Genomic DNA, 26,065 nt, shown 5'->3' on the forward strand with positions numbered 1-26,065 from the left:
GTCGCAAGACTTGAAGAAGGGGGAGGCCTCGCGGCCTCCCCCTTTTTTGCGTTTAAAGCCTGATCTAACAAACTCGCCTTCGTTTAGCTTGTCTTACTGTTTGGCTGTATTTTGAGTTCTTCTTTTGTATTTGCGCGATAATAACTCCCATTGGCGTTAGGGAGGGCTTGATGTTTACCGTATTTGTCTTGGGCAATATAGCTTCGGGTAAGTCTACTGCCTGCCGCTATCTCGAATCTCATGGCGCCATGCTTATCGATCTGGACGAGCTTGCCAAATCGCTGTATGTGCCAGGCTCCGATATCGTCAATGCCCTCGCGGAAGAATTCGGTTGGGACATTCTAGACGGGGAGGGCGGCATTCGCCGCGATGTACTCGCTGCTCGAGCTTTCGCCTCTCCTGATACAGTTGCGCGGCTCAACGGCATCGTTCATCCGGTTCTCATCGAACAGCTGTCACTGAGGATTCTTGATCCGGTTTGCTGCACGGTTTCGTCCCCCCGTTATCCCTTTGCTGTTGTCGAGGTTTCTGCCCCGACTGGGTTTGAGGATGCTTTTGGCCTGGCTGATGAAATTCTGGTTATCAGTGCTCCTTTGGCAGTTCGTCGCGAGCGTGCCATTCATCGTGGTATGGAGTCCTCTGATTTTGATGCGCGCTCTGCATGCCAACCTGATGAGGCTTCGCTTTGCCATCTCGCTACGACGGTAATCGATAATGCGGCAGGCGATAATTCGCTCTTTGAACAACTTGACGCATGGCTTGCGCGCCATGGCTTCGGGGATGTAACGGATAAGGAGGAGACCGATGCCTAAGACACGTTTCTTTACGTGGTATCGCGTGGCGCCACTTGCCGTTGTGTTCGTCTTCGGCCTTATTTCGCTCGTCTACTCGTATGCTCCTGCCGCCTTCTTTAAGCCTTTGTATCCAATTGACTACGAGGCGTATGTAAAGCAATCGAGCATTTCGCACAATCTTGATCCTTTTCTGGTGTGTGCTGTCATAAAGTCGGAATCGAATTGGGATCCCGAGGCTGAGTCGAATCAAGGCGCTCGGGGATTGATGCAGCTGATGCCCGAGACTGCCCAAGATATGATTGCCAAGGGTCTTGTCGATGGCAGCGAGTATTCAGCCGACGATCTTAACGATCCCGCTACGAATATCGAGTTTGGCTGTGCGTATTTTTCGTATCTTCTAACGTATTTTAACGGGTCGACTGACAGCGCCATTGCCGCCTATAACGCCGGCATGGGCAATGTCGACGGATGGGCGCAGCAGAGCACGTCGCTTCATAATGCAATCACCTTTCCCGAGACGCAGGCGTATCTGATTCGTGTCAATAATGCCTGGGTTCGTTACAAGACCCTCTATCCCGATCGGTTCGTATAGGACTATGCCTGCCGCCTGCGTATACTGCAGATATATGAGTTAGGAGTATCCATGGCGGAATTTGAAGTTGAGCGTGTTGGAGGAGAGCTCAAACGTTTTGGCGTTGAGGGCTCTGAGGTGCCGTTTGAGGTCGTGTCTCCATACGAGCCCGCTGGTTCCCAGCCTAAGGCCATTGAGTCGCTTGTGAAGGGCGTGAGGGACGGAGATCGCTATCAGGTTTTGCTGGGCGTGACTGGTTCGGGCAAGACCTTTACCATGGCCAAGACCATCGAAGCTCTCGGTAAGCCGACGCTGGTCATGGCTCCCAATAAAACCCTCGCCGCCCAGCTCGCGAGCGAGCTCAAGGAATTCTTTCCCAACAACGCCGTGGTCTACTTCGTCTCGTACTACGACTATTATCAGCCCGAGGCGTATGTACCGCAGAGTGATACGTATATCGAGAAGGATTCCTCGATTAACGAAGAGGTCGAGATGCTGCGACATCAGGCGACCGCATCGCTGCTTTCTCGACGCGACGTGATCGTCGTCGCATCGGTCTCGTGTATCTATGGCATCGGTTCTCCCGAGGACTATGCGGGCTTGGCGCCGAACGTCGACAAGAAGGTGCCGCTCGAGCGCGATGACTTTATCCATGCGCTTATCGATATCCAGTACGATCGCAATGACTATGATTTGGCACGTGGTACCTTCCGCGTGCGCGGCGATGTCGTCGACGTGTATCCGCCCTATGCCGAGCATCCGTTGCGGTTTGAGTTCTTTGGCGACGAGGTCGAGCTGATTGCCGAGATCGACGAGGTCACCGGCGAGATGCTGCGTGAGTACGAGGCCATTCCCGTGTGGCCGGCCTCGCACTACGTGACTGAGAAGCCTAAGGTCAAAGCGGCTCTGAAATCAATCAGCGAAGAGTGCGAGAAGCGTGTGGCCGAGCTCAAGGCGACTGATAAGCTGCTCGAGGCACAGCGTCTGCAGCAGCGCACCGACTATGATCTCGAGATGCTCGAGACCATGGGTTTTTGTAACGGTATCGAGAACTACTCGCGTCATCTGGACGGTCGAAAACCGGGCGAGCCGCCGTTTACCCTGATCGATTACTTTCCTAAGGACATGCTCTGCATCATCGACGAGAGCCATGTAACGGTGCCGCAGATCCGCGGCATGCACGAAGGCGACCGCTCGCGTAAGGTGACGCTGGTGGAGCATGGTTTTCGTCTGCCTTCGGCACTCGATAACCGCCCGCTTCGTTTCGATGAGTTTGAGGCGAGGATTCCCCAGTTCATCTACGTTTCGGCCACGCCGGGCGACTATGAGCTGCGGGTTAGCCAGAACGACGTTGAGCAGATCATTCGTCCGACCGGACTGCTCGACCCCAAGATCGATGTGCGTCCGGTTCGTGGGCAGATTGACGATCTTGAGGACGAGATTCGCGAGCGCGTTGCCCGCAAGGAGCGCGTGCTGGTGACCACGTTGACCAAGCGCATGGCCGAGGACCTGACCGACCATCTGCTTGATGCGGGCATTAAGGTCAATTACATGCACTCTGATACAGCGACAATGGATCGTGTCGAGATCCTGCGAACGCTGCGCGAGGGCAAGATCGATGTTCTCGTTGGCATCAACCTGCTCCGCGAGGGCCTAGACCTTCCCGAGGTCTCACTGGTGGCAATTCTCGATGCCGATAAGGAAGGCTTCTTGCGCAACCGCCGTTCGCTGATTCAGACGATTGGACGCGCGGCCCGTAACGCCGATGGCGAAGTCATCATGTATGCGGACGTTGTGACCGATTCGATGAAAGAGGCCATCGAGGAGACGCAGCGCCGTCGCGAGATTCAGATGGCATATAACGAAGAACATGGCATTGTGCCCAAGACGGTCCGCAAGGCTATCAACGACATTTCGAGCTTTATTGCCGAGGCCGAAAAGACTGTGGGCTCGAAGGGACGCTCGAAGGGCGACTCTCTGGGTCACGGCGCATTCTATACACCCGACGAAAACGGTGAGGGCGCCGTGCCGGAGACGGTGGCACCCGAGCAGACGCTTGCCGAGCAGCTGGAAGGGCTACCGCATGACGAGCTCGTGCGGATTGTCGAGACCATGGAGGAAGACATGCGTAACGCTTCCGCCGCCATGGACTTTGAGGAGGCGGCACGTCTGCGCGATGCCGTCGTTCAGATTCGAGCGATGCTTGAGGGCGCATCTGAGGACGAAACGATCGAGCGTTTGCGTTCGCAGGCTCGCAAGGGCTCTACCTTTGCTTCGGGCAGAAAACGCCAGGGTGCACGATTCAGGAAGTAGCAAACAGGCCCCGAGTTCCCTGTGGAGCTCGGGGCCTGCATCGTTCGGACGCGGGAGTTCGTGCACTAGAGGTCTGCTATCAGCGCCTCAGCGCAACGGATGCCGTCGGTGGCGGCACTCATGATGCCGCCGGCATATCCGGCACCCTCGCCGCAAGGGTAAAGGCCCGGAGTCGACACGGCGTGGCATGTTCGATCGCGGGTAACGGTGACCGGGGAGCTCGAACGCGTCTCCACGCCAGTGAGGACCGCATCGGGGCGGTCGTAGCCACGCAGTTTCTTACCGAGCAAGGGAATTCCCAAACGAAGCGATTCGACGATATGCTGCGGGAGGGCATCGTCGATCGCCGTCCAGGTCACGCCAAGTGGATAGGTTGGTTTTACCTTTCCGGGTGCCGTGCTGGCGCGTCTAGCAAGGAAATCTCCGACGAGCTGAGCCGGCGCGTTCCAGTTGGAGCCGCCCAGGCGATAGGCGGCTCGCTCGCAGGCGCGCTGGAGTTCAATGCCTGCGAGCGGGTCATCGCCGGGAAGGTCGTCAGGTGTGACGTTAACGAGTAGGGCGGCATTCGCGTTGTGCCCGTCGCGGGCATTGAGGCTGGCGCCGTTGACGCACAGATGGCCCTGCTCGGAAGAAGCCGCGACAACCTGTCCGCCGGGGCACATGCAAAACGAGAACACGCTGCGGCCGTTGGGGAGATGGGCGACAAGCTTGTAGGGGGCTGCTCCGAGTGCCGGGTGCCCCGCCGAAGGGCCATATTGGGCACGGTCGATGTCGCGCTGTGGATGCTCGATGCGCACACCCATGGCAAAGGTCTTTTGCGCGAGGGCAACGTTATGCTCCTTGAGAAGCTCGAATACGTCGCGGGCGGAATGGCCGCAGGCGAGAATGAGGCGCTTTGTGGCGATTGTCTCGCTTGCGGTTTCTTGGGGCGGTTGGACATCTACGCCGGTGATGGCGCCAGATCCATCGGTTCGAATATTGACGAGCTTTGTTCGATAACGGACGACACCTCCGAGCTGCTCGATGCGCTGGGATATAGCGGTGACAACCGTGGGAAGGATGTCGGAGCCAATGTGCGGCTTGGCATCCCACAGGATGTCGCGAGGTGAGCCCGCTTCGACGAAGGTCTCAAGAATCAGTCGATGGGCGGGATTCTTGGTTCCCGTGTTGAGCTTGCCGTCCGAGAAGGTCCCTGCGCCGCCCAGGCCAAATTGAATATTGCATTCGGGGTCGAGGGTGCGCTCCTTAAGAAAGAGGTCAATCGCTTCCGAGCGGCGAAGTGCGGGGTCGCCGCGCTCGATGAGCAAGGGCTTCAGACCCGCTTCGGCAAGGGTGAGTGCGGCGAAAAGGCCAGCGCATCCGGCGCCGACGACAACAGGGCGCTCTTTGGGTGCGCCGGAAACGGGGGAGGGGAATGAAGGCTCACTGTCGTCTATCGTGCGCACGCGTGAGCGGTCGCGCTCGGCCACGCTGCCGAGCACTGTCTGCTCGATGTCTGGGCTCGTCAGCTCAACACGAAAGCTCAGGATGAAATGAACGTCTCGTTTTTTGCGGGCATCGATGGACTTGCGGTGGAGCTCGATGGACTTGATCTCGGAGTCTTTGCAACGTAGGACGCGTTTGACGACTCGCTTGCCAACGATGAGGCAAGCTTTTTCATCGCCGGCCTCATCGAGCGACGCAGTGACTTGGGTGATTTCGATCATCGAGGTCTCCTTAGATGCAAGAAAGAGGCCGCCCGGTGTCCCAGACGGCCCGAATGCGTTTTGATTATAGACTGCGCGGCTATAGGCTGCTTGCAGCGCGAATGCCCGAGATCCAAGCCCACGCAAGGTTGAAACCGCCACAATCGGCATCGATGTCAAGCGCCTCGCCACAGATGTAAAGTGGGGCGCCTGCCGCGTTGCTCACGCAGAGGTCGGGAGCTGAGACGCTTTCGATGGGCACGCCGCCGCGCGTGACCTGGGCTGAACGCTCCTCTGTCGTTCCCTCGACGAGCAGCTTAAAGTGCTTGAGGATTGAGACCAGATGGATGACGTCGTACGACCCGGGGTGGCACTGTTCGAATGCGGCGCAGACAACGTGAGAGAGCTGCGGGGCGAGCATGCCGTCGAGCCAGTGGGGGTCGCGGGGCGAAAAGCCGCCGAGCAACTCAACTCGCTGGTTGAGCATATCGAGTAACTCGTCTTTGGAGAGGTCGGGGAAAACGTCGAGCAGGATCGTGTCGCCGCGCTGGACGCGACGGGAGAGGTTAAAGGCGGCAACGCCCGAGATGCCAAAGGTTCGGAAGAGCACTTCGCCGTCTTCGTGCCAGAGCTCCTCGTGATTGCGGGTGAGCGTCAAACGGGCGCGAACGCGCAGGCCATCCAGCGTCTTGAGCGCAGTCTGGTCGCCGAAGACCGATGCCGACACAGGGCAGAGGACGGGGTGTTGCGGGGTGAGGGGAAGATTGAACGTCTTCGCGATGTCGGCAGGGCTGCCGCCCGTAGCGATAATTACGGCCTTTGCCTGCAGCGTCTCGTTCGTGCGAGGGGTGTCGGCGAGTGCCTTCCGAAGCGAGCGGAGTTCCGATTTTCGGTCGTCGTGCTTTTTTGCCTTGAGTGCTCGCGCGGGACGGTCTATTTGGAGCGCCCAGCCCTCGGGGGCTTTAAATGCCGAGACAACGTTTGCTCCACAGATCAAAGTGATACCCAGACGATTGCAAGCGTTGAGAAGCGCATCGCGCACCGATTCGGCACGAAGGGAGCGCGGATACAGCCGGCCCTCCTCGGAGGTCGTCATGATGCCCAGCGAGGAGAAGAAACTGCCGAGCTCTTGCTCAGGCTGGGGACCCATGACGGATTCGACGAATGCGGGGTGGTTGTACCGCTGGAAATCAATTGATTCGTTGGAAAGGTTGCAGCGGCCGTTGCCGGTCGCAAGAAGTTTAAGGCCGCAGGCAACATCGCGCTCAACGATGCAGGCGCTTTTGCCTGCGCGTGCGGCCGTAACGGCGGCGGCGAGACCCGAGGCCCCGCCGCCGATTACCAGGACGTCATAGAAGGCGCTCGCGTTCACTTAGGCCTCGGCGGTCTCGTGCGGGGCAATGGCCTCGACGGCAGAGACGGCCTGGGGCAGCATGTGTGCGGGCAGTGCGGTCTCAACCTCGCCCTTATCGCAAGCCTCGGCGAGTGCCGGATTGATGGGAAGCTGCCCTAGGATCTCGAGGTTGTAACGCTCGGCGACCTCGGGGAGCTTGCTCTTGCCAAAGACTTCGATCTTCTTGTCGCAATCGGGGCACTCGATATAGCTCATGTTTTCGACGATTCCCAGAATGGGGACGTTCATCTTCTCGGCCATGTTGACCGCCTTGGCGACGATCATCGAGACCAGATCCTGCGGGCTCGTGACGATGACGATGCCATCGACGGGCAGCGACTGGAAGACGGTGAGGGCGACGTCGCCCGTTCCCGGAGGCATGTCGACCAGCAGGTAGTCAATGGGGCCCCATGAGGTTTCGCTCCAGAACTGCCTGATGGCACCCGCGATAACCGGACCGCGCCAAAGGACGGGGTCGGTTTCGTTTTGGAGTAGCAGGTTAGAGCTCATAACCTTAACGCCGTGCTCGGAGATTTCGGGAAGCATAAGGTTGCCGAGGGCATGGACGTGACGTCCGCTCATGCCGAACATCTTAGGGATAGAGGGGCCGGTAATATCGGCATCGAGGACGCCGACCTTGTGACTGTGGCGGGAAAGCTCCGTGGCGATGGCGCCGGTGACGAATGACTTGCCGACGCCGCCCTTGCCGGAAAGCACGGCGATAACGCGCTTGACCTCGGACAGCGTATTCTCCTCAAATTGCGACGGCGACGTTTGCCCGCCGGCGGCCTGTGCGTGTTCGCAACCCATGTATGACTCCTTTGTATATGCTGGGGCCGGGGCCCCGCGATGTGACACGAGCGTCATTGTACCCTCGTTTGCGAGCGGGAGTCATTTGCGATGCGTTTGGGCCGAGCGTGCTTGCAATACGATGGGCCCAAGCGAATGGGCGGGCTTACTGAACTTTGCTGGCGAACTCGAGGTATTGCATGCGCTGCAGCTTGTCGATCGTCGAGGCGTAGGGGCTGTCTTTCGATTCCAAGTCGTAGCGCAGCCCGTCGGCACCGAGATAGCCGGCGACATTGATGGTGGGCACATCTGACCTTGTCGCAAGCAGGGCCTTTTGGTAATTGGTGAGCGGGGCGCCGATCTTATTAAGGGTAATGGCTGCAATCTCGTTTGCCCCGACGGTGTCGTAGACGTTGAGCTCGGTATTGCCGGCGATCTCATAGTTAGCCCAGACGAGATATGTCGACTGATAGATACGGAAAGCGTGGCTTGCCGTATCTTCCTGAGGGTACAGCTCGTCGTTGAGAGTCGTTGCGGCGCTCGGCTGATGGTCGCCAAAAAAGACAAGAACAACCGGTCTGCCGATATTGCGGAGCTCGTTGATAAAGTACTCGAGGTCCCGGTCGGATGCGTTGATGCAGGTGAGATAGGTGTTGAGCGCGCTGTTGGCACCCTCACTGGCTCCCTCGACCCAATAGTTTGTCAGCTCTTCGGCGGGAACGGTGCCATAGTCGTAGCCGCCGTGATTTTGCATCGTGACGTCAAAGATGAACTGCGGGGCTTCGTTAGTTCTAAGCAGGTCGAGTATCTTGTCGTAGGTGGCGTAGTCGCATACGCCGGCATGGTAATAGGGCGCACCTTCGAAATCGCCGATTGAAAGAAAGTCTCCAAAGCCCAGCTGCTGATAGATTTTATCTCGATGGTAGTTGACGGGGTTTTGCGGGTGCATAGCGGTAGCGGTATACCCAAGCTCTTTAAGGTCCTTTGCCAGGCTGTTGACGCCATTCATCTGATACAGCTGATAGGGGATTTTGCCTAATCCGACAAAGGCCGTTGTCGCTCCGGTCAAAAATTCGAATTCGGAGTTCGCCGTTCCGCCACCGGCGACCGAAGCGAGCATGGTGCCGCGAACAAGTGTGTCGGGAAGCGAGTTGTAGAATGCGGGGCCGGTGTACCCGTCCGTCTGGAGCTGCTCAAAGCACGAAAGGTCGCTAAAACTCTCGTTCATGACGGCAACAATCGTCGGCTTGATTTCATTGAACTGGGCAACGGCCGCCGCGCGCTGTTCGCTCGAGCCATATGTGCTGTCGTAGACGGCGGCGAGCTCCTGCTCGATGCTCTGCGCCTCATCGGGCGTATAGTCTTTGGGCTTCTCAATGGGCAACTCGTTGACCATTTCGGTGAACGAAGTGATAAAACCCTGAGACGCATACGTGGTGATGGGCTGCCAACGGTCAAATCCAAAATCCAGCGCCTGCTCCAAGTCGATGTTGGAAAAGCCTGAGAGCCCCACAACGGTCACTAGCAGAAAAGCACAGAGGTTAGAGGCGATAGCGGGGAAGACATGGGTGGGCGTACGGAGCTTTCGCGGTCGGATGAGCGAAAGAAGCCCCAGGGAAATCTCCAGCAGGGCGAGAGAGGTTACGATTCCGGCGGTAAAGGTAAACTCGTATCCCTCGCTCACTTCCATTGCGGTGCCAAGGGCCAAGATATCGCTTGGCAGGATGGCTTCGCCTTTAAACGTTATGACGAAGTGCTCGGCAATGCCAAGGATGCAGCAGACGACGGGCACGAGGGCCATGACGCCTCCATGACGCTGTCCCAGCAAATAAAGGGAGAGCAGAACCGTCGCGAGCAGCCCGACGGAAAACCCGAATGAGTTGGCGGGAATGCGATAGAACGTTTCGTTGCAGGCAATTTCGAGTGAAACGAACGAGAGCGCTGAAACAGCGGCGATGACAAGGATGTCACGGCAAATACAGGCAACCGTTCCCGTCGCAAGGTCGGTTTGGTCGATAAGTCCCGAAACCAAGGGCTCGACAAGAAGCATGACGGCGGCAGCACCGAGCGCCGAATAAGAAAGGACCCATAGAGAGCTGCCCTCATTTACGAGCAATTGATTCGTAACCCATGCAGCTGCCACGCCGAGCGGGATGAGGAGCGTCGCGCACCAAAAGACGCGGGCAATGGGTGGCTTTTCGTTGCGTTTGATTGAAAAATACACGCGCACGACGACGGCGGCCACGATAAGGACGGCGATGAATATGGGCAGATTGGCCATGTCGCTCGAAGTGATTTCAAGGGGGATATCTTCGGTCATGGACGTTCCTCTGGTACAGCAAATTAAGTTCAGTATTAGACTACTGTAACCTTTCCACGGCATTTCGAGAAACAAAGCGCCCGATACGCAAAGCTAAAGGTCTGCGAATCTTGTATTACGAACATCTGTGCGCGTCGAGTGCGCTAAACTCATCGGCAGTATGATTCGATGCAATAGGAGGCAAGGAGCTTCCATGTCTGATTCTTCTATCGTTATTCGCGGCGCCCGTGAGCACAACCTCCGTGATATCGATGTTTCCATTCCGCGTGACCAACTCGTGGTCATTACCGGTCTTTCTGGCTCGGGCAAGAGTTCGCTGGCATTTGACACTATCTATGCCGAGGGCCAGCGTCGATACGTCGAGAGTCTTTCGAGCTATGCGCGCCAGTTCTTGGGACAGATGGACAAACCCGACTTGGATTCAATCGACGGCCTTTCGCCGGCGGTGTCGATCGACCAAAAGACGACGTCTAAAAACCCTCGCTCGACGGTTGGCACCGTAACCGAGATTTATGACTATCTGCGCCTGCTGTTCGCCCGTGTGGGCACCCCGCACTGTCCCGAATGCGGCCGTGTCATTGAGCGCCAGACGACCGACCAGGTTGCCGACAAGGTCTTGACGGCGGGGGAGGGCCGCCGCGCGTTTGTGCTGGCACCGGTGGTGCGCGGGCGAAAAGGCGAGTACACCAAACTGTTTGAGGATCTTCGCGCCGAGGGCTTTAGCCGCGTGCGTGTCGACGGTGAAGTGCGCTCGCTCGACGATCCGATCGATCTGGACAAGAAGTTCAAGCACGATATCGAGGTCGTGGTCGACCGCATCGTGATCCGTGAGAACTCTCTGGGCCGTATCGCCGAGTCTGTTGAGCAGGCGACCGCGCTGGCGCACGGCAATGTGAACGTATACTTGCTGCCCGACCGCGACGCTCCCGAGGGGACCGAAGGCGAGTTGCTGGAGTATTCGCTGGCGTTAGCGTGCCCGGAGCATGGGCACTCCATCGATGACCTGCAGCCGCGTGATTTCTCGTTCAACGCGCCCTATGGCGCGTGCCCAGAGTGCGATGGCCTGGGCTTTAAGAAGACGGTCGATGCCGAGGCCCTAATCGAAGACCCCTCGAAGTCGATCGCCGACGGGGTCTTTGGCAGCCTGTTTGGCAACTCTAACTACTATCCGCAGATTTTCGCTGCGGTCTGCAAACACTTTAAGGTGAGCGTCGATACGCCGTGGAAGGATCTGCCTCCGCGGGTGCGTCGCGCGTTTTTAGACGGCATGGGCGACCAGAAGATTTCGGTCGACTATCAAAAGCTCGATGGGCGCCGCAGCCAGTGGGACACCAAGTTCTCGGGCGTGCGCAATATCCTGTACGAGCGCTATACCGAGACGACGAATGAGAACACCAAGGCGCGCTTGGAGAAGTACATCCGCGAGGAGCCGTGCTCGAGCTGCCACGGCGCTCGTTTGCGCCCCGAGATGCTCGCTGTTACCGTAGGCGGTAAGTCCATTTACGAGGTCTGTTGCCTATCGTGCCGCGAGTCGCTCGAGTTTTTTGAGGGCTTGGAGCTTACCGAGCGCCAACAATTTATCGGCGGGCGCATCGTTAAGGAAATCCTGGAGCGCCTGCGCTTTCTGGTCGATGTCGGACTCGACTATCTGACCCTCGACCGTGCCTCGGCGACGCTTTCCGGAGGCGAGGCCCAGCGCATTCGCCTGGCAACGCAGATCGGCGCCGGCCTCATGGGTGTGCTGTACATTTTGGACGAGCCGTCGATCGGCCTCCATCAGCGCGATAACGAGCGCCTGATCAAGACGCTTGAGCGCCTACGCGATATCGGCAATACCGTCATCGTCGTCGAGCATGATGAGGATACGATTCGTGCTGCCGACTATGTGATCGACATGGGCCCCGGTGCGGGCGTGAACGGCGGACACGTGGTCGCCGCGGGAACGCCTGCCGATATCATGGCGTGCCCCGATTCGATGACGGGTGCCTACCTGACCGGCAAGCGAATGATTCGGGTTCCCGATGAACGCCGCAAGCCCGGTCGCGGCTGCCTTAAGATCACGGGCGCCCGCGCCAACAACCTCAAAAACGTTACCGCCAAGATCGAGTTTGGTACGCTTACGGTCGTTACCGGCGTGTCGGGATCGGGTAAGAGCTCCCTGGTTACCGACACCATCGCACCTGCCCTTACGAATGCCATTCACCGTTCGACGCGCCCTGTGGGTCCGTATAAGAAAATCGAGGGCATCGAGTGTATCGATAAGGTGATCGATATCGACCAGTCGCCGATTGGTCGCACGCCGCGTTCCAACCCTGCTACGTACATTGGCCTGTGGGATGATCTTCGCGCGCTGTTTGCGAGTACGCCGGAGTCGAAGGCGCGTGGCTACTCGCCGGGACGTTTCTCCTTTAACGTGAGCGGCGGTCGCTGCGAAGCATGCAAGGGCGACGGACAAATTAAGATCGAGATGCACTTCCTTCCCGATATCTATGTCCCCTGTGAGGTCTGCGGCGGCAAACGCTATAACCGCGAGACGCTTGAGGTCACCTACCGTGGTAAGACCATCTCGGACGTGCTCGACATGAGCGTCACCGAGGCACTGGCCTTCTTTGGGAATATCCCGCAGATTAAGCGCAAGCTCCAGACGCTGTACGATGTAGGCTTGGGCTACGTGAGCCTGGGCCAGCCCGCTACGACGCTCTCGGGCGGCGAGGCGCAGCGTGTGAAGCTCGCCAAGGAGCTTCATCGACGCCAGACGGGCAAGACGTTCTATATTTTGGATGAGCCGACGACCGGCCTTCATTTTGAGGACGTCCGCCAGCTGCTCGATGTGCTGCAGCGCTTGGTCGATGCGGGCAACACGGTGCTGGTGATTGAACACAACCTTGATGTCATCAAGGTTGCCGACCGCCTGATCGATATGGGCCCCGAGGGCGGTAACGGCGGCGGAACCGTCGTGGTTTCGGGCACACCGGAGCAGGTTGCGGACTGTCCGCAGAGTTATACGGGCAAGTTTTTAGCGCCGTTGCTCAGGCGTGACCGGGAGCGTCAGGCTCAACTTGATGCTCAATAAATAGGCGATTCAGTTTATGGGCGCCATCGACTCCTTGTGATTCGATGGCGCTTGCTGTGTCGAAGTGACGTATGCAGCCGAATTGGACATATACTTAATCTTTGCGTCCGAATGCGAGGGAAAGGATATGCCATGGCAAAGGCTGTAAAGACGCCAAAAACCAATGCGATGCGCGAGCTGGAAAGCGCCGGCATTTCCTATGTTCTACATACGTACGAAGACGATGGTGATGAGTCGGCGGGCCTGGGGGTCGCGATTTCGGAGCAGCTTGGCGAGGAGCCCGGACAAGGATTTAAGACCTTGGTCTGCGTGACGCCGTCCAACGACCATGTCGTGTGCTGCATCCCTGTTGCCGACGAGCTCGATCTAAAGTCCGCCGCGCGTGCCGCGGGGGAGAAGTCCTTGGCCATGATGCATGTGAAGGATTTGCTTGCGGCGACTGGCTACGTTCGCGGCGGCTGCAGTCCGGTCGGTATGAAAAAACGCTACCGGACGCTCATTGATGAGACATGTGTCCTTTGGGATACCATTTTTATTTCGGGAGGCAAGCGTGGTTATCAGCTTGAGCTTGCACCTGATGATTTAATTGCATTTTGCGGGGCGACGGTCGCTCCGATTACGAGAGAGGACTGAGCGATGCCGCAGGAAGAATTGAAGTGCGGAGCTCATTTTGCAAAAGAATCTGCGCCTCAGACACCCTCATCCGAAGCTTCTTCGTCGCGAGACGACACTGACGACATGGGCTCGTCGGACTACTCCACGGTTGGTCGTTCCGCCGGGCTTATGACCATCCTGACCATCGTGTCTCGCGTCACCGGTTTTATCCGCACGTGGGCAATGGCGGCCGCTATCGGCATGTCGCTGCTCTCGTCTTCCTATCAGGTCGCCAACAATCTGCCCAATATGCTCTACGAACTCGTGATGGGCGGCATGCTCGTGACGGCGTTTTTGCCCGTGTACATGGGCGTGAGGCGTGAGCAGGGTCGCGAGGCCTCTAACGAGTACGTGGGCAACCTGCTCGGTATTCTGCTATTGGTGCTGGGTGGCATTTCGTTGCTGGGGACCGTGTTCGCCCCGGGCTTTATCTGGACGCAATCGTTCCTTTCGGGTGACGGCGGCAGCATGGATACCGCTGCGTTCATGTTCCGTTTCTTTGCCATCCAGATTCTGTTTTATGGTTTGGGCTCGGTGTTTTCGGGCGTCCTCAACGCACACCGCGACTACTTCTGGTCGACGTTTGCCCCGGTCCTCAACAATGTGATCGTCATTGCGAGCTTTATGGGCTTTGCGCCCGTGTCCGCACAGTTTGGCGAACGTGCCGGCATCATCTTGATTGCGGCCGGTACGACCCTCGGTGTCTTTGTTCAGATGGCATGTCAGATCCCCGCGCTTGGCAAGCACGGCGTGCATCCCCATATCCATATCGACTTTAAGGACCCCGCACTGCGCCAGACGATTGCGCTCGGTATCCCGACGCTGCTCGCCACGGTGTGCATGTTTGTCTCGACTTCTATCACCAACGCTGCTGCGCTGGTGGTCCAGCCCGAGACTGGTCCTTCCGTCATCGCCTATGCGCGCCTGTGGTACACGCTGCCCTACGCGCTGATTGCCGCCTCGCTTTCGACGGCGCTCTATACCGAGCTCTCTCACGACGCACAGGAGAAGGATTACGACAGCGTCCGCACGGGCATTTCGCGTGGCGTCGCCCAGATGCTGTTCTTCCTGATTCCATTCGCGCTGTACCTGATTGTCTTCGCGCGTCCGCTCAACATGATCTACTGCGCTGGCAAGTTCGATGAGTCCGGTGTGGCGCTGGTGTCGGAGTTCCTTATCTACCTGGCACTTTCCCTGCCGCTCTACGGCGTGGTCGTGCTGATGCAGAAGAGCTTCTCTGCCTTGCTCGACATGAAGCCCTATAGCCGCTATTGTCTGTATTCCGCCATCGGCCAGGCCGGCTCGGTTCTGCTGTTTGGCGTTGTGCTGGGCTTCGGTATGCCGGCAATCGCGCTTTCGTATGTCGTCGACTACGTGATCTTGGTCGGTTGCTCGCTGTGGTGGCTGCGTCGTCGTCTGCGTGGTCTTCAGGTTAAATCTATCCTGCATGGCGGTTTCTTTGGCCTTTTGCTCGGTGGCCTGGGTGCTGCCGCAGGCGCCGGCGTCATGTGGGCGCTTGAGCACTTTGTCGGGGCACTTGGCGGCTCGATTCTGATTACTCTTGGCTACGTTTGCGTTGCGGGTGTCGTCTCGCTTGCTGTTACCTTTGGCCTTGCCGTCGTCCTTAAGATGCCCGAGGTCTCGGCGCTGATTCGTCGCAAGTAGGTGCGCGTGGCCGGTCACGACAACATTCCAACGCTTGCCGAGCAGGTTTCGCGCGTTCCCACGCAGCCCGGCTGCTACCTTTGGAAAGACGCCAAGGGCGATGTCATCTACGTGGGCAAGGCGAAAAACCTGCGCGCCCGTATGCGTCAGTACGTGACGCTGCAGGACGAGCGCCAGAAGATCCCGCTGATGATGCAGCTGGTGGCGAGCTTTGACTATATCGTGGTGGAGACCGAGCACGAGGCGTTGGTGCTCGAGCGCAATTTGATTGGTCAGTACCATCCGTACTTTAACGTCGACCTCAAGGATGACAAGAGCTACCCCTTTATCGCCATTACAAAGGGCGACCTGTATCCCGCTATCAAATACACGCGTGAGCGTCATAAGCCGGGAACGCGCTATTTTGGACCTTATACCGATAGCCGCGCGGCACGTGAGACGATAGATACGCTGCGCAAGGTTATCCCCATCTGCTCCGCATCCTGTGCGGAGTGGCGTCGTTGTCGCCGTATCGTCGAGTCCCACAAGGGCGAGGAAGACATCGTCAATATGATTTGCGCGCAAAACGGGCGCCCCTGCTTTGACTACCATGTCGGGCGCGGCCCGGGTGCGTGTGTCGGCGCGATTTCCCCGGCAGACTATGCCAAGAACGTCAAGCGTGTCGAGCGCTTTTTGTCGGGCCATCGCAAGGATGTCGTCGATGAGCTGACCTCCGAGATGACGGATGCCGCTGAGGCGCTCGACTTTGAGCGCGCGGCACGCGTCAAACGTCGTTTGGAGGTCATCAGGGGTCTGGACGATCGTCAGCAAGTCGTTTTTCCCTCCAGTGTCGATATAGATGTCATCGGTTTCTATCGCGAGGAGACCATCTCCGCCGCTTGCGTCTTCGTCGTTCGCGAGGGCCGAACAGTTCGCACCTGCGAGTTCATTCTCGACAAGGGTCTTGATGTTGACGAGGAAGAGCTCCAGTCGGGCTTTCTTAAGCGCTATTACGACGAGACGGCTGATATTCCAGCTGAGGTCAACCTTTCCGTCGAGCTTGAGGATGCGGAGGCGCTGGGGGAGTGGCTTGCGGGCAAGCGTGAGCGTTCCTGCCATCTCCATAGGCCGCAGCGTGGCGAAAAGCACCGTCTGCTCGATATGGCATCCAAAAATGCGCGCCATGCTCTCATGCGCTACATGATGCGAACGGGGTACGCTGACGACCGCACCAATCAAGCGCTCCTGGAGCTCGAAAGTGCGTTGGCGCTGCCATCGCCGCCGTTGCGTATCGAGTGCTTCGATATCTCTACACTGCATGGCACCTTCACGGTCGCCTCGATGGTGGTGTTTACCAACGGGCGCGCCGACAAGAGTCAGTATCGTCGTTTTAAAATTCAGGCCGAATTGGACGAGGCAAACGACTTCGTGTCGATGTCCGAGGTTTTGGGACGACGTTATGCTCCAGAGCGTATGGCCGACGAGCGCTTTGGCTCGCGCCCCGATTTGCTCGTTGTCGATGGCGGTAAGCCGCAATTGACCGCTGCGATCAAGCAACTTGAGTCTCTTGGGCTCGATATACCAGTTTGTGGCTTGGCAAAGGCCGATGAGGAGGTTTTCGTACCTTGGGACGAGACTCCAGTCGTGCTGCCGACCGGGTCCGCGTCGCTCTATCTAATTAAACAGGTGCGCGATGAATCGCACCGTTTTGCCATCACGTTCCATCGCGAATTGCGCGATAAAGCCATGACGGTTTCGGTACTCGATGACGTTCCAGGCGTGGGACCCACCAGAAAACGTGCCCTTATGCGCCATTTTGGCTCGATGAAGCGTTTGCGCGCGGCGAGCGAGCAAGAGATCGCGGAAGTTCGAGGCATTCCTGCCGATGTCGCCAAAGCGGTTCACGAGGCGCTCGTTGCATGGAATGCCGAGCGCGCCGAGGCGGCGGCAAAGCAATCCGAAAACTAAACACGCCTCTAAACCACTGATATACATGATTGCGTGATTTTCAATCATGTATTTCACGGCGATTACCAGCCGATTTCGGGTTTTATTAACGCTAAAACGTTTGACTAGCCATGGTGAACAACCCTGCTATTCTGCGGGTTGACGAAGACTGATATCTCACCTCGTCGATACATACTGTCTGGCGAATCGTTTGTCAATGAATTCGGTGAACGGTAGTAAATACCGTTCAAGCGTATGTATGTATCGGTCGCCGAGCGCGGCACCTCAGTTGGGCTCGTCGGTAGGTAAGGTATATATCGTCCGCAAGTTGCGCGGGGGCGCGTCTAGGTGCTCCCGGGTAAGATTCTCTATTGATAGGAGAAGACATGGCCATCATCAACAAGGGTATATCCAGGCGTTCGTTCCTCGGCCTCACCGGCAGCGTCGCTGCTGTCGCAGGGCTTGGTCTCACCGGCTGCGGTGGCAGCTCTAGCGACGAGGGTTCCGCTTCCGGTTCCACCGATTCCGCCAACCGTGGCGGCGGCGTGATCACCGCTGGTTCCGCTTACGCTCCGTCCAGCTTCGATCCCGCCAGCACCGGCTCCGCTGTGGGCCTGGGTGCTAACTGGCACGTCGTCGAGGGCCTCTACGGCATCGATTACCACGACTACAGCACCTTCAACGAGCTCGCCACCGACGATCCCAAGTCTGTGGACGACACCACTTTCGAGGTCACCATCCGCAAGGGCGCCAAGTTCTCCGATGGCACCGAGGTCACCGCTGATGATGTCGTTGCCTCCTACACCGCTTGCGCCGCTTCCGCTACCTATGCTCCGTTCTTCCAGCCCTTCGAGTCCATCGAGGCCAAGGACGCCAGCACCGTGACGGTCAAGACCAAGGTCCCCAACTTCTCCCTGCTCAAGGATCGTCTGGCCATCGTCCGCGTTACCCCGGCCACCCAGACCGAGGAGGATCGCGCCAAGCAGCCGATCGGCTCCGGCCCCTGGATGTACGACTCTATCTCCGATACCGAGATCACCCTGGTTCCCAACCCCGAGTACAACGGTGAGTATGCTGCTGAGGATAAGAAGATCCAGTACAGCATCCTGACCGACCCCACCGCTCGCGTTACCGCTCAGCAGGAGGGCTCCACGCTCGTTATGGAGCTCGTTACCGCTGACGCCGTCGACCAGCTCGAGAGCGCCGGCTGCAAGATCGATAACGTTCAGGGTTTCGGCACCCGCTTCATCATGTTCAACGTCGCCAAGGAGCCTTGGAACAACGTCAAGGTCCGTCAGGCTGTCATGTATGCGCTCGACACCGAGAAGATGGTCAGCAACACCTTCGCCGGCCTTGCCACCGCTGCCAGCTGCTACCTGCCCAAGAGCTTCACCAACTATCATGAGGCTTCCACGGTGTACAAGACCGACGCCAAGAAGGCTAAGAAGCTCATCGAGGAGTCTGGCATCACCCCGGGTGCCATCACCCTGCGCACCACCGACAACGAGCAGATTAAGGGCATGGCCGCCCAGGTCAAGAACGACCTCGACGCTCTCGGCTTCGATGTGACCATCCAGACCGATACCTCGCCGGCCACCTACGCTGCCATCGACGGCGGCGAGGCCTACGATATCCTCCTTGCCCCTGGCGATCCTTCCTGCTTCGGCGCCGACCCCGACCTGCTGCTCAACTGGTGGTACGGCGACAACGTCTGGATGCAGACCCGTTGCCCGTGGAAGGAGTCCGCTGAGTGGCAGAAGCTCCACAGTCTCATGGACGAGGCTCTTGCCGCCGAGGGCGACGAGCAGCAGAAGAAGTGGAACGAGTGCTTCGACATCATTGCCGACAACGCCGTTCTGTACCCCGTTGTCCACGTCAAGACCGTCTCCGCTTCCTGGGACGATCCGTCCACTGCGCCCAACGGCGAGGCCCTCGATGGCTTCAAGGGCATCGGCACGACGAGCATGTCCTTCAGGGGCGTTGCGACCGTCAAGGCGTAAGACTCGCTTGAGTCTGTATGCAGGATGTCGGTCGTTGGGACCGTATCCTCATAGTTGAAACAAAGACCCGGGCGACCTCGATGTCGCTCGGGTCTTGTAATGAGTATCCGTACTCATATACCAGTTGGTCCTACCGACAAAAGAAAGGGGAGAGAACGTGAACAACTTGCTACGTTTGATTGGAAGGCGTCTTGTGGCGCTGCCGATCATGGCATTGGGCGTCACCGTCCTGGTGTTCTTCCTTATGTCGTTCTCCAAGACCGACCCCGCCTACACGGCGTTGGGTGACGGTGCCTCGCCCGAGGCGGTTGCCGAGTACCATGAGAAGTATGGTCTGGACGACCCCTGGCCCGTGCGCTACGTGCGCTATATGGGCGATTTGATCCATGGCGACATGGGCACCTATGGTGCTGCTCGCAACTCCGTTGCCAAGCGCATCTCCACGGCCCTGCCCGTCACGATGCAGCTGACCTTCATCGGCCTTGCCATCGGTGCGGTCGTTTCGTTTTTGCTCGGCGTCATCGCGGCACTGTATCGCGACAAATGGCCGGACCAAGTGATCCGCGTCTTTTCCATCGCCGGCTTGGCAACCCCGTCGTTCTGGCTTGCCGTTCTGTTGATCCTGCTGTTCTCTTCCTACCTTAAGGTGCTCCCGGCATCGGGTGCTCTGCCTCACTTCACCACGAATCCGGCTGGTTATCTGGGCCGCATGATTATGCCCGCCATCGCCTTGGCATTTCCGCTGACGGGCCAGATGACTCGTATCGTGCGTACCGCCATGGTCGAGGAGCTCGACAAGGACTATGTCCGTATGGCTCGCGGTGCCGGCGTTCCCGAGAAGGTCGTCGTCGGTATCAACGTTCTTCGCAATGCGCTGATCACCCCGGTCACCACCCTCGGTCTTAAGATCGGTTACCTCATGGGCGGCGCCGTCGTCATCGAGGTTATCTTCAACCTCCCCGGCATGGGCACCGCGATTCTGCAGGGCGTTCAGGGCAACGAGGCGAACCTGGTTCAGGGCGTCGTTATCGTCGTTGCTCTTGCCTTCATCATCATCAACATCGTGGTTGACATGCTCTACCTGCTCATCAACCCGCGCATCAGGACGGTGTAGATTATGGTAAAGATTCGAGAGAAGCAAACCGAGCAGCTCGAGAAGGCTGCCTCCAAGGGGCTCAAGCTCGGTGGCTGGAAGAAGATGACGCTGTCTTCTAAGATTGCCGCCGTCGTGCTGGTGCTGGTCGCCCTGACTGCGATTCTGGCGCCCCTTCTTGCCCCCTATAGCCCGGTCGAGATCTTTACGGCTCGCCAGGCTCCCGGCAACGGATTTATCTTCGGTACCGACGATAAGGGTCGCGATATTCTGTCGCGTATGCTCTACGGTGGTCGTTACTCGCTGATTATCGGCTTTGGCGCCACTGCCATGGCTCTGGTCTGCGGCTCGGTCGTGGGCGCCCTTGCAGCGGTTTCGCGCAAGGCCGTCTCCGAGACGATCATGCGTATCTTGGACATCATCATGTCCATCCCGGGCATCGCCCTCGCGGCCGTCTTCGTCTCCATCCTGGGCAACTCCGTGCCGTCGATCATCTTCGCCATCGGCTTTATGTACACTCCGCAGATTGCCCGTATCGTGCGCGCCAACATCGTGTCCGAGTACGGCGAGGACTATGTCCGCGCGGTCATCGTTTCCGGCGCCAAGGCTCCGTGGATTTTAATCAAGCATGTTCTGCGTAACTGCATCGCCCCGATCATGGTCTTCACCGTTACCCTAGTCGCCGACGCCATCATCTTCGAGGCTTCGCTGACCTTCATCGGCGCTGGTATCCAGGAGCCCACCGCTACCTGGGGCAACATCCTCGCCGACGCCCGCGGCGGCGTGCTCGCCGGCCGTTGGTGGCAGGCGTTGTTCCCGGGCCTGGCCATCATGATCACCTGCCTGGCGCTCAACATCCTCTCCGAGGGCATTACCGACGCCATGGCCGCTGCTCCCTCCGCCGCCCTGGATCCGACCGATTCCTCCAAGCGCCGCGAGGCCGACCTGCTGGTCTCCGACCCCGTTCGCGCCTACAAGGAGCAGGCCCAGTCCCTCTCCGCTCGCCTTGGCGCCCTGCGCGATGTCGAGCTCAAGCGTGACGATCGCCATGTGCCCGACGAGTCTGTCGAACCGATTCTCTCGGTCCGTGACTTCTGCATTCAGTTTGAGCATCACGGTGATATCAACGTCGTCGACCATGTCAACTTTGACGTCCGTCCTGGTCAGACCATGGGCCTGGTGGGCGAGTCCGGTTGCGGTAAGTCCATCACCACGCTGGCCATCATGGGCCTGACCGACGACGATGAGCACCTTTCCGGCGAGGTCCTCTGGGAGGGCCGCGACCTGCTCAAGATGAGTAAGAAGGAGTGGTTCGGCCTGCGCGGTACCGATATCGCTATGGTCTATCAGGACGCCCTGTCCTCGCTCAATCCCTCCATGCTCATCTCTGCCCAGATGAAGCAGCTCACCAAGCGTGGCGGCACCCGTAGCGCCGAGGAGCTCCTGGAGCTCGTGGGCCTCGACCCCAAGCGTACGCTCGAGAGCTATCCGCACGAGCTTTCCGGTGGTCAGCGTCAGCGCGTTCTGATTGCTATGGCCCTTACCCGCGACCCCAAGCTGGTCATCTGCGACGAGCCCACGACCGCCCTGGACGTTACCGTCCAGAAGCAGGTCATCAAGCTGCTCAACGACCTTCAGGCCAAGCTCGGCTTTGCCATGATCTTCGTCTCGCATGACCTGGCGCTGGTCGCCGAGGTCGCCCATAACATCACGGTGATGTACGCCGGTCAGGTTATCGAGCAGGCGCCCACCAAGGAGCTGCTCACCAACCCGATCCACGAGTACACCCGCGGTCTTCTGGGTTCCGTCCTGTCCATCGAGAGCGGTTCGGGCCGCCTGCACCAGGTGCCCGGCGCCGTTCCGAGCCCGCGCGATTTCCCCAAGGGCGATCGCTTCGCGCCCCGCTCGAGCCATCCGCGTATTGGCCTGGACACCCGTCCGGTCTTCAAGCGCGTGCCCGGCACCGAGCATTTCTATTCCGAGCTCCCCGACGAGGTGCTCAAGGCAAATGGTTTGACCCCTCACGCGGAGGTGATGTAGATGAGCGAGACCGCAGTCAACGGCGTCGAGCCGATCATCTTCCTTGATGACGTCCACGTCACCTTTAGGACCCGTACCGGCTCGATTCTGCACCCTAACCTGGTTCACGCCGTCCAGGGTGTAACGATTAGGCTCATGCCCGGTCAGACGATCGGCATCGTCGGCGAGTCCGGTTGCGGTAAGTCCACCACCGCCAACGTCATGTGCGGCCTGCAGGCCCCCACGAGCGGCAAGGTCTACTTTAAGGGCAAGGACGTTACCAAACGTACCGCCGAGGACCGTCGCCACATGGGTCGCGTCATCTCGGTCGTGTTCCAGAACCCGGCCACGGCACTCAACCCCCGCATGGTCGTTCGCGAGCAACTGCTCGACCCCATGCGCGTCCACAACCTGGGTACCGAGGCCGAGCAGGAGAAGCGCGTCAAGGAGCTCTTGGAGCTCACCGGTCTGCCCAGCTCCGCCGCCGAGGTTCTTCCCGGCCAGCTTTCGGGCGGCCAGCGCCAGCGCGTCGCAATTGCCCGTGCCCTGTCGCTGAACCCCGATGCCATCATCGCCGACGAGCCAACCTCGGCTCTGGACGTTTCGGTCCGCGCGCAGATTCTGAACCTGCTGACCGACCTTAAGAAGGAGCTCGGCCTGGCCATGGTGTTCATCAGCCATGACATCCAGACGGTCCGCTATATCTCTGACGACATCATCGTTATGAATGGCGGCAAGATCGTCGAGCAGGGCGAGGCCAAGCAGGTCTTCCAGCACCCCCAGGACCCCTACACCAAGATGCTGCTCGGCGCTGCGCCGTCGCTGCTGCATCCCAAGCTCGGCGAGTAGCCTCGCTTTCCCTCCCGTGCGCCCGGTTCCCTTGCCGGGCGCACCTCCGTTGCGATTTCGAAAGGTTGGGTTCACGAGCCATGCCAAGTGCTCAGGAGCTACAACATCAATTTGGTGAATATCGAGGCGCCATGCCCCGTCCATCAGATTTCGATCTCTTTTGGAAGGATCGCATGGCCGAGGCCGACGCGGTCGGGCTTGACTATGCGATCGAGACGGCATCGGTCACAGATGCCGTGACCTGCCAGCTTTTCGACCTCTGGTATACCGGCATGTGTGGCGCTCGCCTGCATGCCAAGTACCTTAAACCCGTCTCGGACGAGCCCGTGCCATTGGTACTTCAGTTCCATGGATATCCGGGTGCAAGCCGCAGCTGGTTTGAGCAGGCGTCGTTTGCGGGCATGGGCATGGCACTCATCGCCCTCGACTGCCCCGGTCAAGGAGGTCCCTCCGAGGACATTGGTGGATTTGAGGGCACAACGGTCGCGGGCCATATCGTCGCCGGTATCGACGGCGACCCGGCCAACCTCTACTATGTCCGCTTGCACCAAGATATTCGCATCCTGTGTCGCATCGTTCGCGAGCTCGAGGGCATCAATCTTGCCCGTGTGTTTGTGAACGGCGCGTCGCAGGGCGGCGGTTTGGGCATTGCGACCTGTGCACTTAACAGCGAGCTTATCAATCGCGCCGCCATCCTCTATCCCTTCCTGTCGGATTTCCGCCTGGTCTGGGACTTGGATGCCGACGACATTGCCTACGAGGGCCTGCGCTATTGGTCTCGCTGGTTTGACGAGGACTCGACTCGTATCGACGAAGCCTATGCCAAGCTGGCGTACTTCGATTCCAAGAACTTTGCCCCTATGGTCAAATGCCCCGTGCTGTTTGGCACCGGCACAGCCGATACCGTCTGTCCGCCAGCGACGCAGTTTGCGGTCTATAACAACCTGACCTGTGAAAAGCGTCATGAGTTCTTTGAAGGCTTTGGCCACGAGGAGATTCAGGATTTTGACGATCTGATCATTCCGTTTTTCTGCAAGGGAGGGGAGGCTCATGTCTAAGTGCGAGAGCAATGTCGGCGAGCTGATTGTCCCCGACCTTGTGGGGATTCCCGGGACGGTTTCGTCAAGGCTCTCTGAATATCGGGACTGGCACGGTGATGTTCAGGCAGATGTTTCTGATTTGGAGACATGTGCTATGAATCTTGAGATTCAAGGCCTGGCCATTACGGCGATCGATTTCGCCAATCCGTATGCCCGCTACTCCGAGGTTTCCTTTGAGCTTGGTGGCGATGTGGTCCACGCACGTTTGATCGAGCCTGCCGGTCGCGCCCGAGCATCCGAGCTTGTGCCGCTATGTCTGATGTTTCACGACATCGACCGACCCGTGCGGGGATGGCATCACATGACGAGGTTTGCGGCCATGGGATATGCCGTGCTTGCGCCGGACGATGAGGCGATTGGACCCAGCGATCTGCGGCAGGGGATTACCTCGCCTGCTTTTGTCAGGCGCGTCCGTTGGGGCTGCGCGTTGGCGGAGGTCGCGCGCAATCTTGATGGCATGGACCCCGACCGCATCTTTGCATGGGGCGAGGGTCTTGGCGGCGGAGTCGCGCTGGCGGTTTCTGCTCTGGACGAGCGGGGCCTCGCCCGCACGGCGGTTGCCAATCCGCTTCCTGGCGGCCTCGAGGTGCTGTCGTCTCGGGTGCGCGGATCGGTGCTCATGGGCACATCGCTTATGGATACCGTGAGCGATCCCAAGGATCAGTTTGCCGTATTCAACGGTCTTGAGTGTGACCGGAGGCATATCATCTATGCAAAATACGCTCACGAGCGCATCAATGCGTTCGAAAACGAAGTCGTAGACTTTTTTAACCAAACGTTCCACTCGTGTTCTTTGGCCTAGACGGCCTGGACACTGCCAACAAGAGTGGGTGGCATAGGGCCGCCCGCCAGACAACTAAGGAGATTCTTGTGGCAACTCAGAAATTCACCGGCGTTATCCCTCCCGTCGTTGTTCCCGATACCGAAGATCACCAGCTCGATGTTGCCTCCTTTGAGCGCAGCATCAACCGCATGATCGATGCCGGCGTCGATGGCCTGTTCTTCTTGGGCTCTTCGGGTGAGGTCGTTTTCTCCACCGACGAGCGTCGTCGCCAGATCATCGCCGAGGCCGTCCGCATCGTCGACCACCGCGTGCCTGTTCTGGTCGGCATCATCGATACCGAGACCGAGCGCATGATTGAGCACGGCAAGGTCGCTCAGGAGCTGGGCGCCGATGCCCTCGTCGCCACCTGCCCGTTCTATGCCCTGCAGGGCATGACCGAGGTCGAGGAGCACTTCCGCATCCTGCACGAGGAGCTTGACCTGCCCATCTTTGCCTATGACATCCCCGTCTGCGTTCACACCAAGCTCCCCTGGAAGCTCCTTGCCAAGCTCGGCGCCGAGGGCGTCCTTGCTGGCGTCAAGGATTCCTCGGGTGATGACATCTCGTTCCGCTACCTCGTTCAGGAGAACGAGAAGAACGGCCATCCGATGAGCATCCTCACCGGCCACGAGGTTGTTGTCGACGGCGCTTACCTCGGTGGCGCCGACGGCTCTGTCCCGGGTCTCGCCAACGTTGAGCCCGAGGGCTACGTTCGTCAGTGGAAGGCCGCTCAGGCTGGTGACTGGGCTACCGTCAAGGCCGAGCAGGATCGCCTCAATGAGATTTCGCACATCTGGGATGTCACCTCGGGCGTCCAGGGCTATGCCGGTGGCGTCGGCGCCTTCAAGACCGCTATGAACCTCATGGGTATCTTCGACAGCCCGACCATGCCGCGCCCGGTGAAGGCCATGACCGGCGAGAACGTCGAGGCTATTAGGAAGGTCCTCCAGGACAACGGCCTCCTGTAAAGCTTTCCCAGGCACCCGACCTCGCCGTTC

General features: G+C 58.8%; 18 protein-coding genes. 14 read left to right on the forward strand and 4 right to left on the reverse strand.

Annotated elements, in window-relative coordinates:
• The first annotated feature begins 170 nt into the window (after positions 1–170).
• The 3 genes from coaE to uvrB are packed head-to-tail and all read left to right on the forward strand — an operon-like array spanning position 171 to position 3,678.
• Positions 171–812, forward strand: a complete 642-nt coding sequence (gene coaE, locus DW180_RS04360) for a dephospho-CoA kinase (RefSeq protein WP_118237624.1) — start codon at positions 171–173, stop codon at positions 810–812.
• Positions 805–1,386 carry a lytic transglycosylase domain-containing protein gene (locus DW180_RS04365; RefSeq protein ID WP_118237626.1) on the forward strand — a complete coding sequence of 194 codons (582 nt, stop codon included), beginning with the start codon at positions 805–807 and terminating at the stop codon, positions 1,384–1,386. The genes coaE and DW180_RS04365 overlap by 8 nt, the downstream gene beginning before the upstream one ends.
• Before the next feature lie 51 nt (positions 1,387–1,437).
• Complete coding sequence (gene uvrB / locus DW180_RS04370; RefSeq protein WP_118237628.1) at positions 1,438–3,678, forward strand: excinuclease ABC subunit UvrB; 2,241 nt, start codon at positions 1,438–1,440, stop codon at positions 3,676–3,678.
• A 65-nt stretch (positions 3,679–3,743) separates the two neighbouring features.
• Here uvrB and DW180_RS04375 read toward each other — a convergent pair whose 3' ends face one another.
• The 4 genes from DW180_RS04375 to DW180_RS04390 form a co-directional block, all read right to left on the reverse strand.
• Entirely contained in the window at positions 3,744–5,384 is a 1,641-nt protein-coding gene (locus tag DW180_RS04375; protein WP_118237630.1) for an NAD(P)/FAD-dependent oxidoreductase, read from the reverse strand.
• 79 nt (positions 5,385–5,463) lie between these two features.
• Positions 5,464–6,735: an NAD(P)/FAD-dependent oxidoreductase gene (locus tag DW180_RS04380; RefSeq protein WP_118237632.1), complete on the reverse strand. Its 1,272-nt coding sequence runs from the start codon at positions 6,733–6,735 to the stop codon at positions 5,464–5,466.
• Positions 6,736–7,566: an Mrp/NBP35 family ATP-binding protein gene (locus tag DW180_RS04385; protein ID WP_118237634.1), complete on the reverse strand. Its 831-nt coding sequence runs from the start codon at positions 7,564–7,566 to the stop codon at positions 6,736–6,738.
• Between the two features lie 145 nt (positions 7,567–7,711).
• Positions 7,712–9,865, reverse strand: coding sequence for an LTA synthase family protein (locus DW180_RS04390; RefSeq protein WP_158570927.1), 2,154 nt, complete (start codon positions 9,863–9,865; stop codon positions 7,712–7,714).
• A gap of 193 nt (positions 9,866–10,058) precedes the next feature.
• Between DW180_RS04390 and uvrA the strand changes: the two genes are divergently transcribed.
• The 11 genes from uvrA (at position 10,059) to DW180_RS04445 (ending at position 26,035) form a co-directional block, all read left to right on the forward strand.
• Positions 10,059–12,938: an excinuclease ABC subunit UvrA gene (gene uvrA, locus DW180_RS04395; RefSeq protein WP_117848723.1), complete on the forward strand. Its 2,880-nt coding sequence runs from the start codon at positions 10,059–10,061 to the stop codon at positions 12,936–12,938.
• Positions 12,939–13,070: 132 nt separating this feature from the next.
• Complete coding sequence (ybaK, locus tag DW180_RS04400; protein ID WP_089573609.1) at positions 13,071–13,571, forward strand: Cys-tRNA(Pro) deacylase; 501 nt, start codon at positions 13,071–13,073, stop codon at positions 13,569–13,571.
• A gap of 105 nt (positions 13,572–13,676) precedes the next feature.
• Entirely contained in the window at positions 13,677–15,257 is a 1,581-nt protein-coding gene (gene murJ, locus DW180_RS04405; protein WP_117564878.1) for a murein biosynthesis integral membrane protein MurJ, read from the forward strand.
• 6 nt (positions 15,258–15,263) lie between these two features.
• Positions 15,264–17,204 (forward strand): excinuclease ABC subunit UvrC, encoded by a 1,941-nt coding sequence (uvrC, locus tag DW180_RS04410; RefSeq protein ID WP_369831517.1) that lies wholly within the window; start codon positions 15,264–15,266, stop codon positions 17,202–17,204.
• A gap of 365 nt (positions 17,205–17,569) precedes the next feature.
• On the forward strand, positions 17,570–19,183 hold the full coding sequence (locus tag DW180_RS04415; protein ID WP_118237640.1) for an ABC transporter substrate-binding protein: 1,614 nt from the start codon (positions 17,570–17,572) through the stop codon (positions 19,181–19,183).
• Positions 19,184–19,340: 157 nt separating this feature from the next.
• Complete coding sequence (locus tag DW180_RS04420) at positions 19,341–20,297, forward strand: ABC transporter permease (protein ID WP_055251823.1); 957 nt, start codon at positions 19,341–19,343, stop codon at positions 20,295–20,297.
• A 3-nt stretch (positions 20,298–20,300) separates the two neighbouring features.
• On the forward strand, positions 20,301–22,316 hold the full coding sequence (locus DW180_RS04425) for a dipeptide/oligopeptide/nickel ABC transporter permease/ATP-binding protein (protein ID WP_035138893.1): 2,016 nt from the start codon (positions 20,301–20,303) through the stop codon (positions 22,314–22,316).
• Positions 22,317–23,144 carry an ABC transporter ATP-binding protein gene (locus tag DW180_RS04430; protein WP_089573612.1) on the forward strand — a complete coding sequence of 276 codons (828 nt, stop codon included), beginning with the start codon at positions 22,317–22,319 and terminating at the stop codon, positions 23,142–23,144.
• An 80-nt stretch (positions 23,145–23,224) separates the two neighbouring features.
• Positions 23,225–24,202 (forward strand): acetylxylan esterase, encoded by a 978-nt coding sequence (locus DW180_RS04435; protein ID WP_117564875.1) that lies wholly within the window; start codon positions 23,225–23,227, stop codon positions 24,200–24,202.
• Entirely contained in the window at positions 24,195–25,046 is an 852-nt protein-coding gene (locus DW180_RS04440; RefSeq protein ID WP_118237642.1) for an acetylxylan esterase, read from the forward strand. Before DW180_RS04435 ends, DW180_RS04440 begins: the two co-directional genes overlap by 8 nt.
• A gap of 68 nt (positions 25,047–25,114) precedes the next feature.
• Entirely contained in the window at positions 25,115–26,035 is a 921-nt protein-coding gene (locus DW180_RS04445) for a dihydrodipicolinate synthase family protein (RefSeq protein ID WP_089573615.1), read from the forward strand.
• Positions 26,036–26,065: the final 30 nt, after the last annotated feature.

The sequence above is a fragment of the Collinsella sp. AM16-21 genome, from assembly GCF_003471905.1.
Classification (GTDB): Bacteria; Actinomycetota; Coriobacteriia; order Coriobacteriales; family Coriobacteriaceae; genus Collinsella.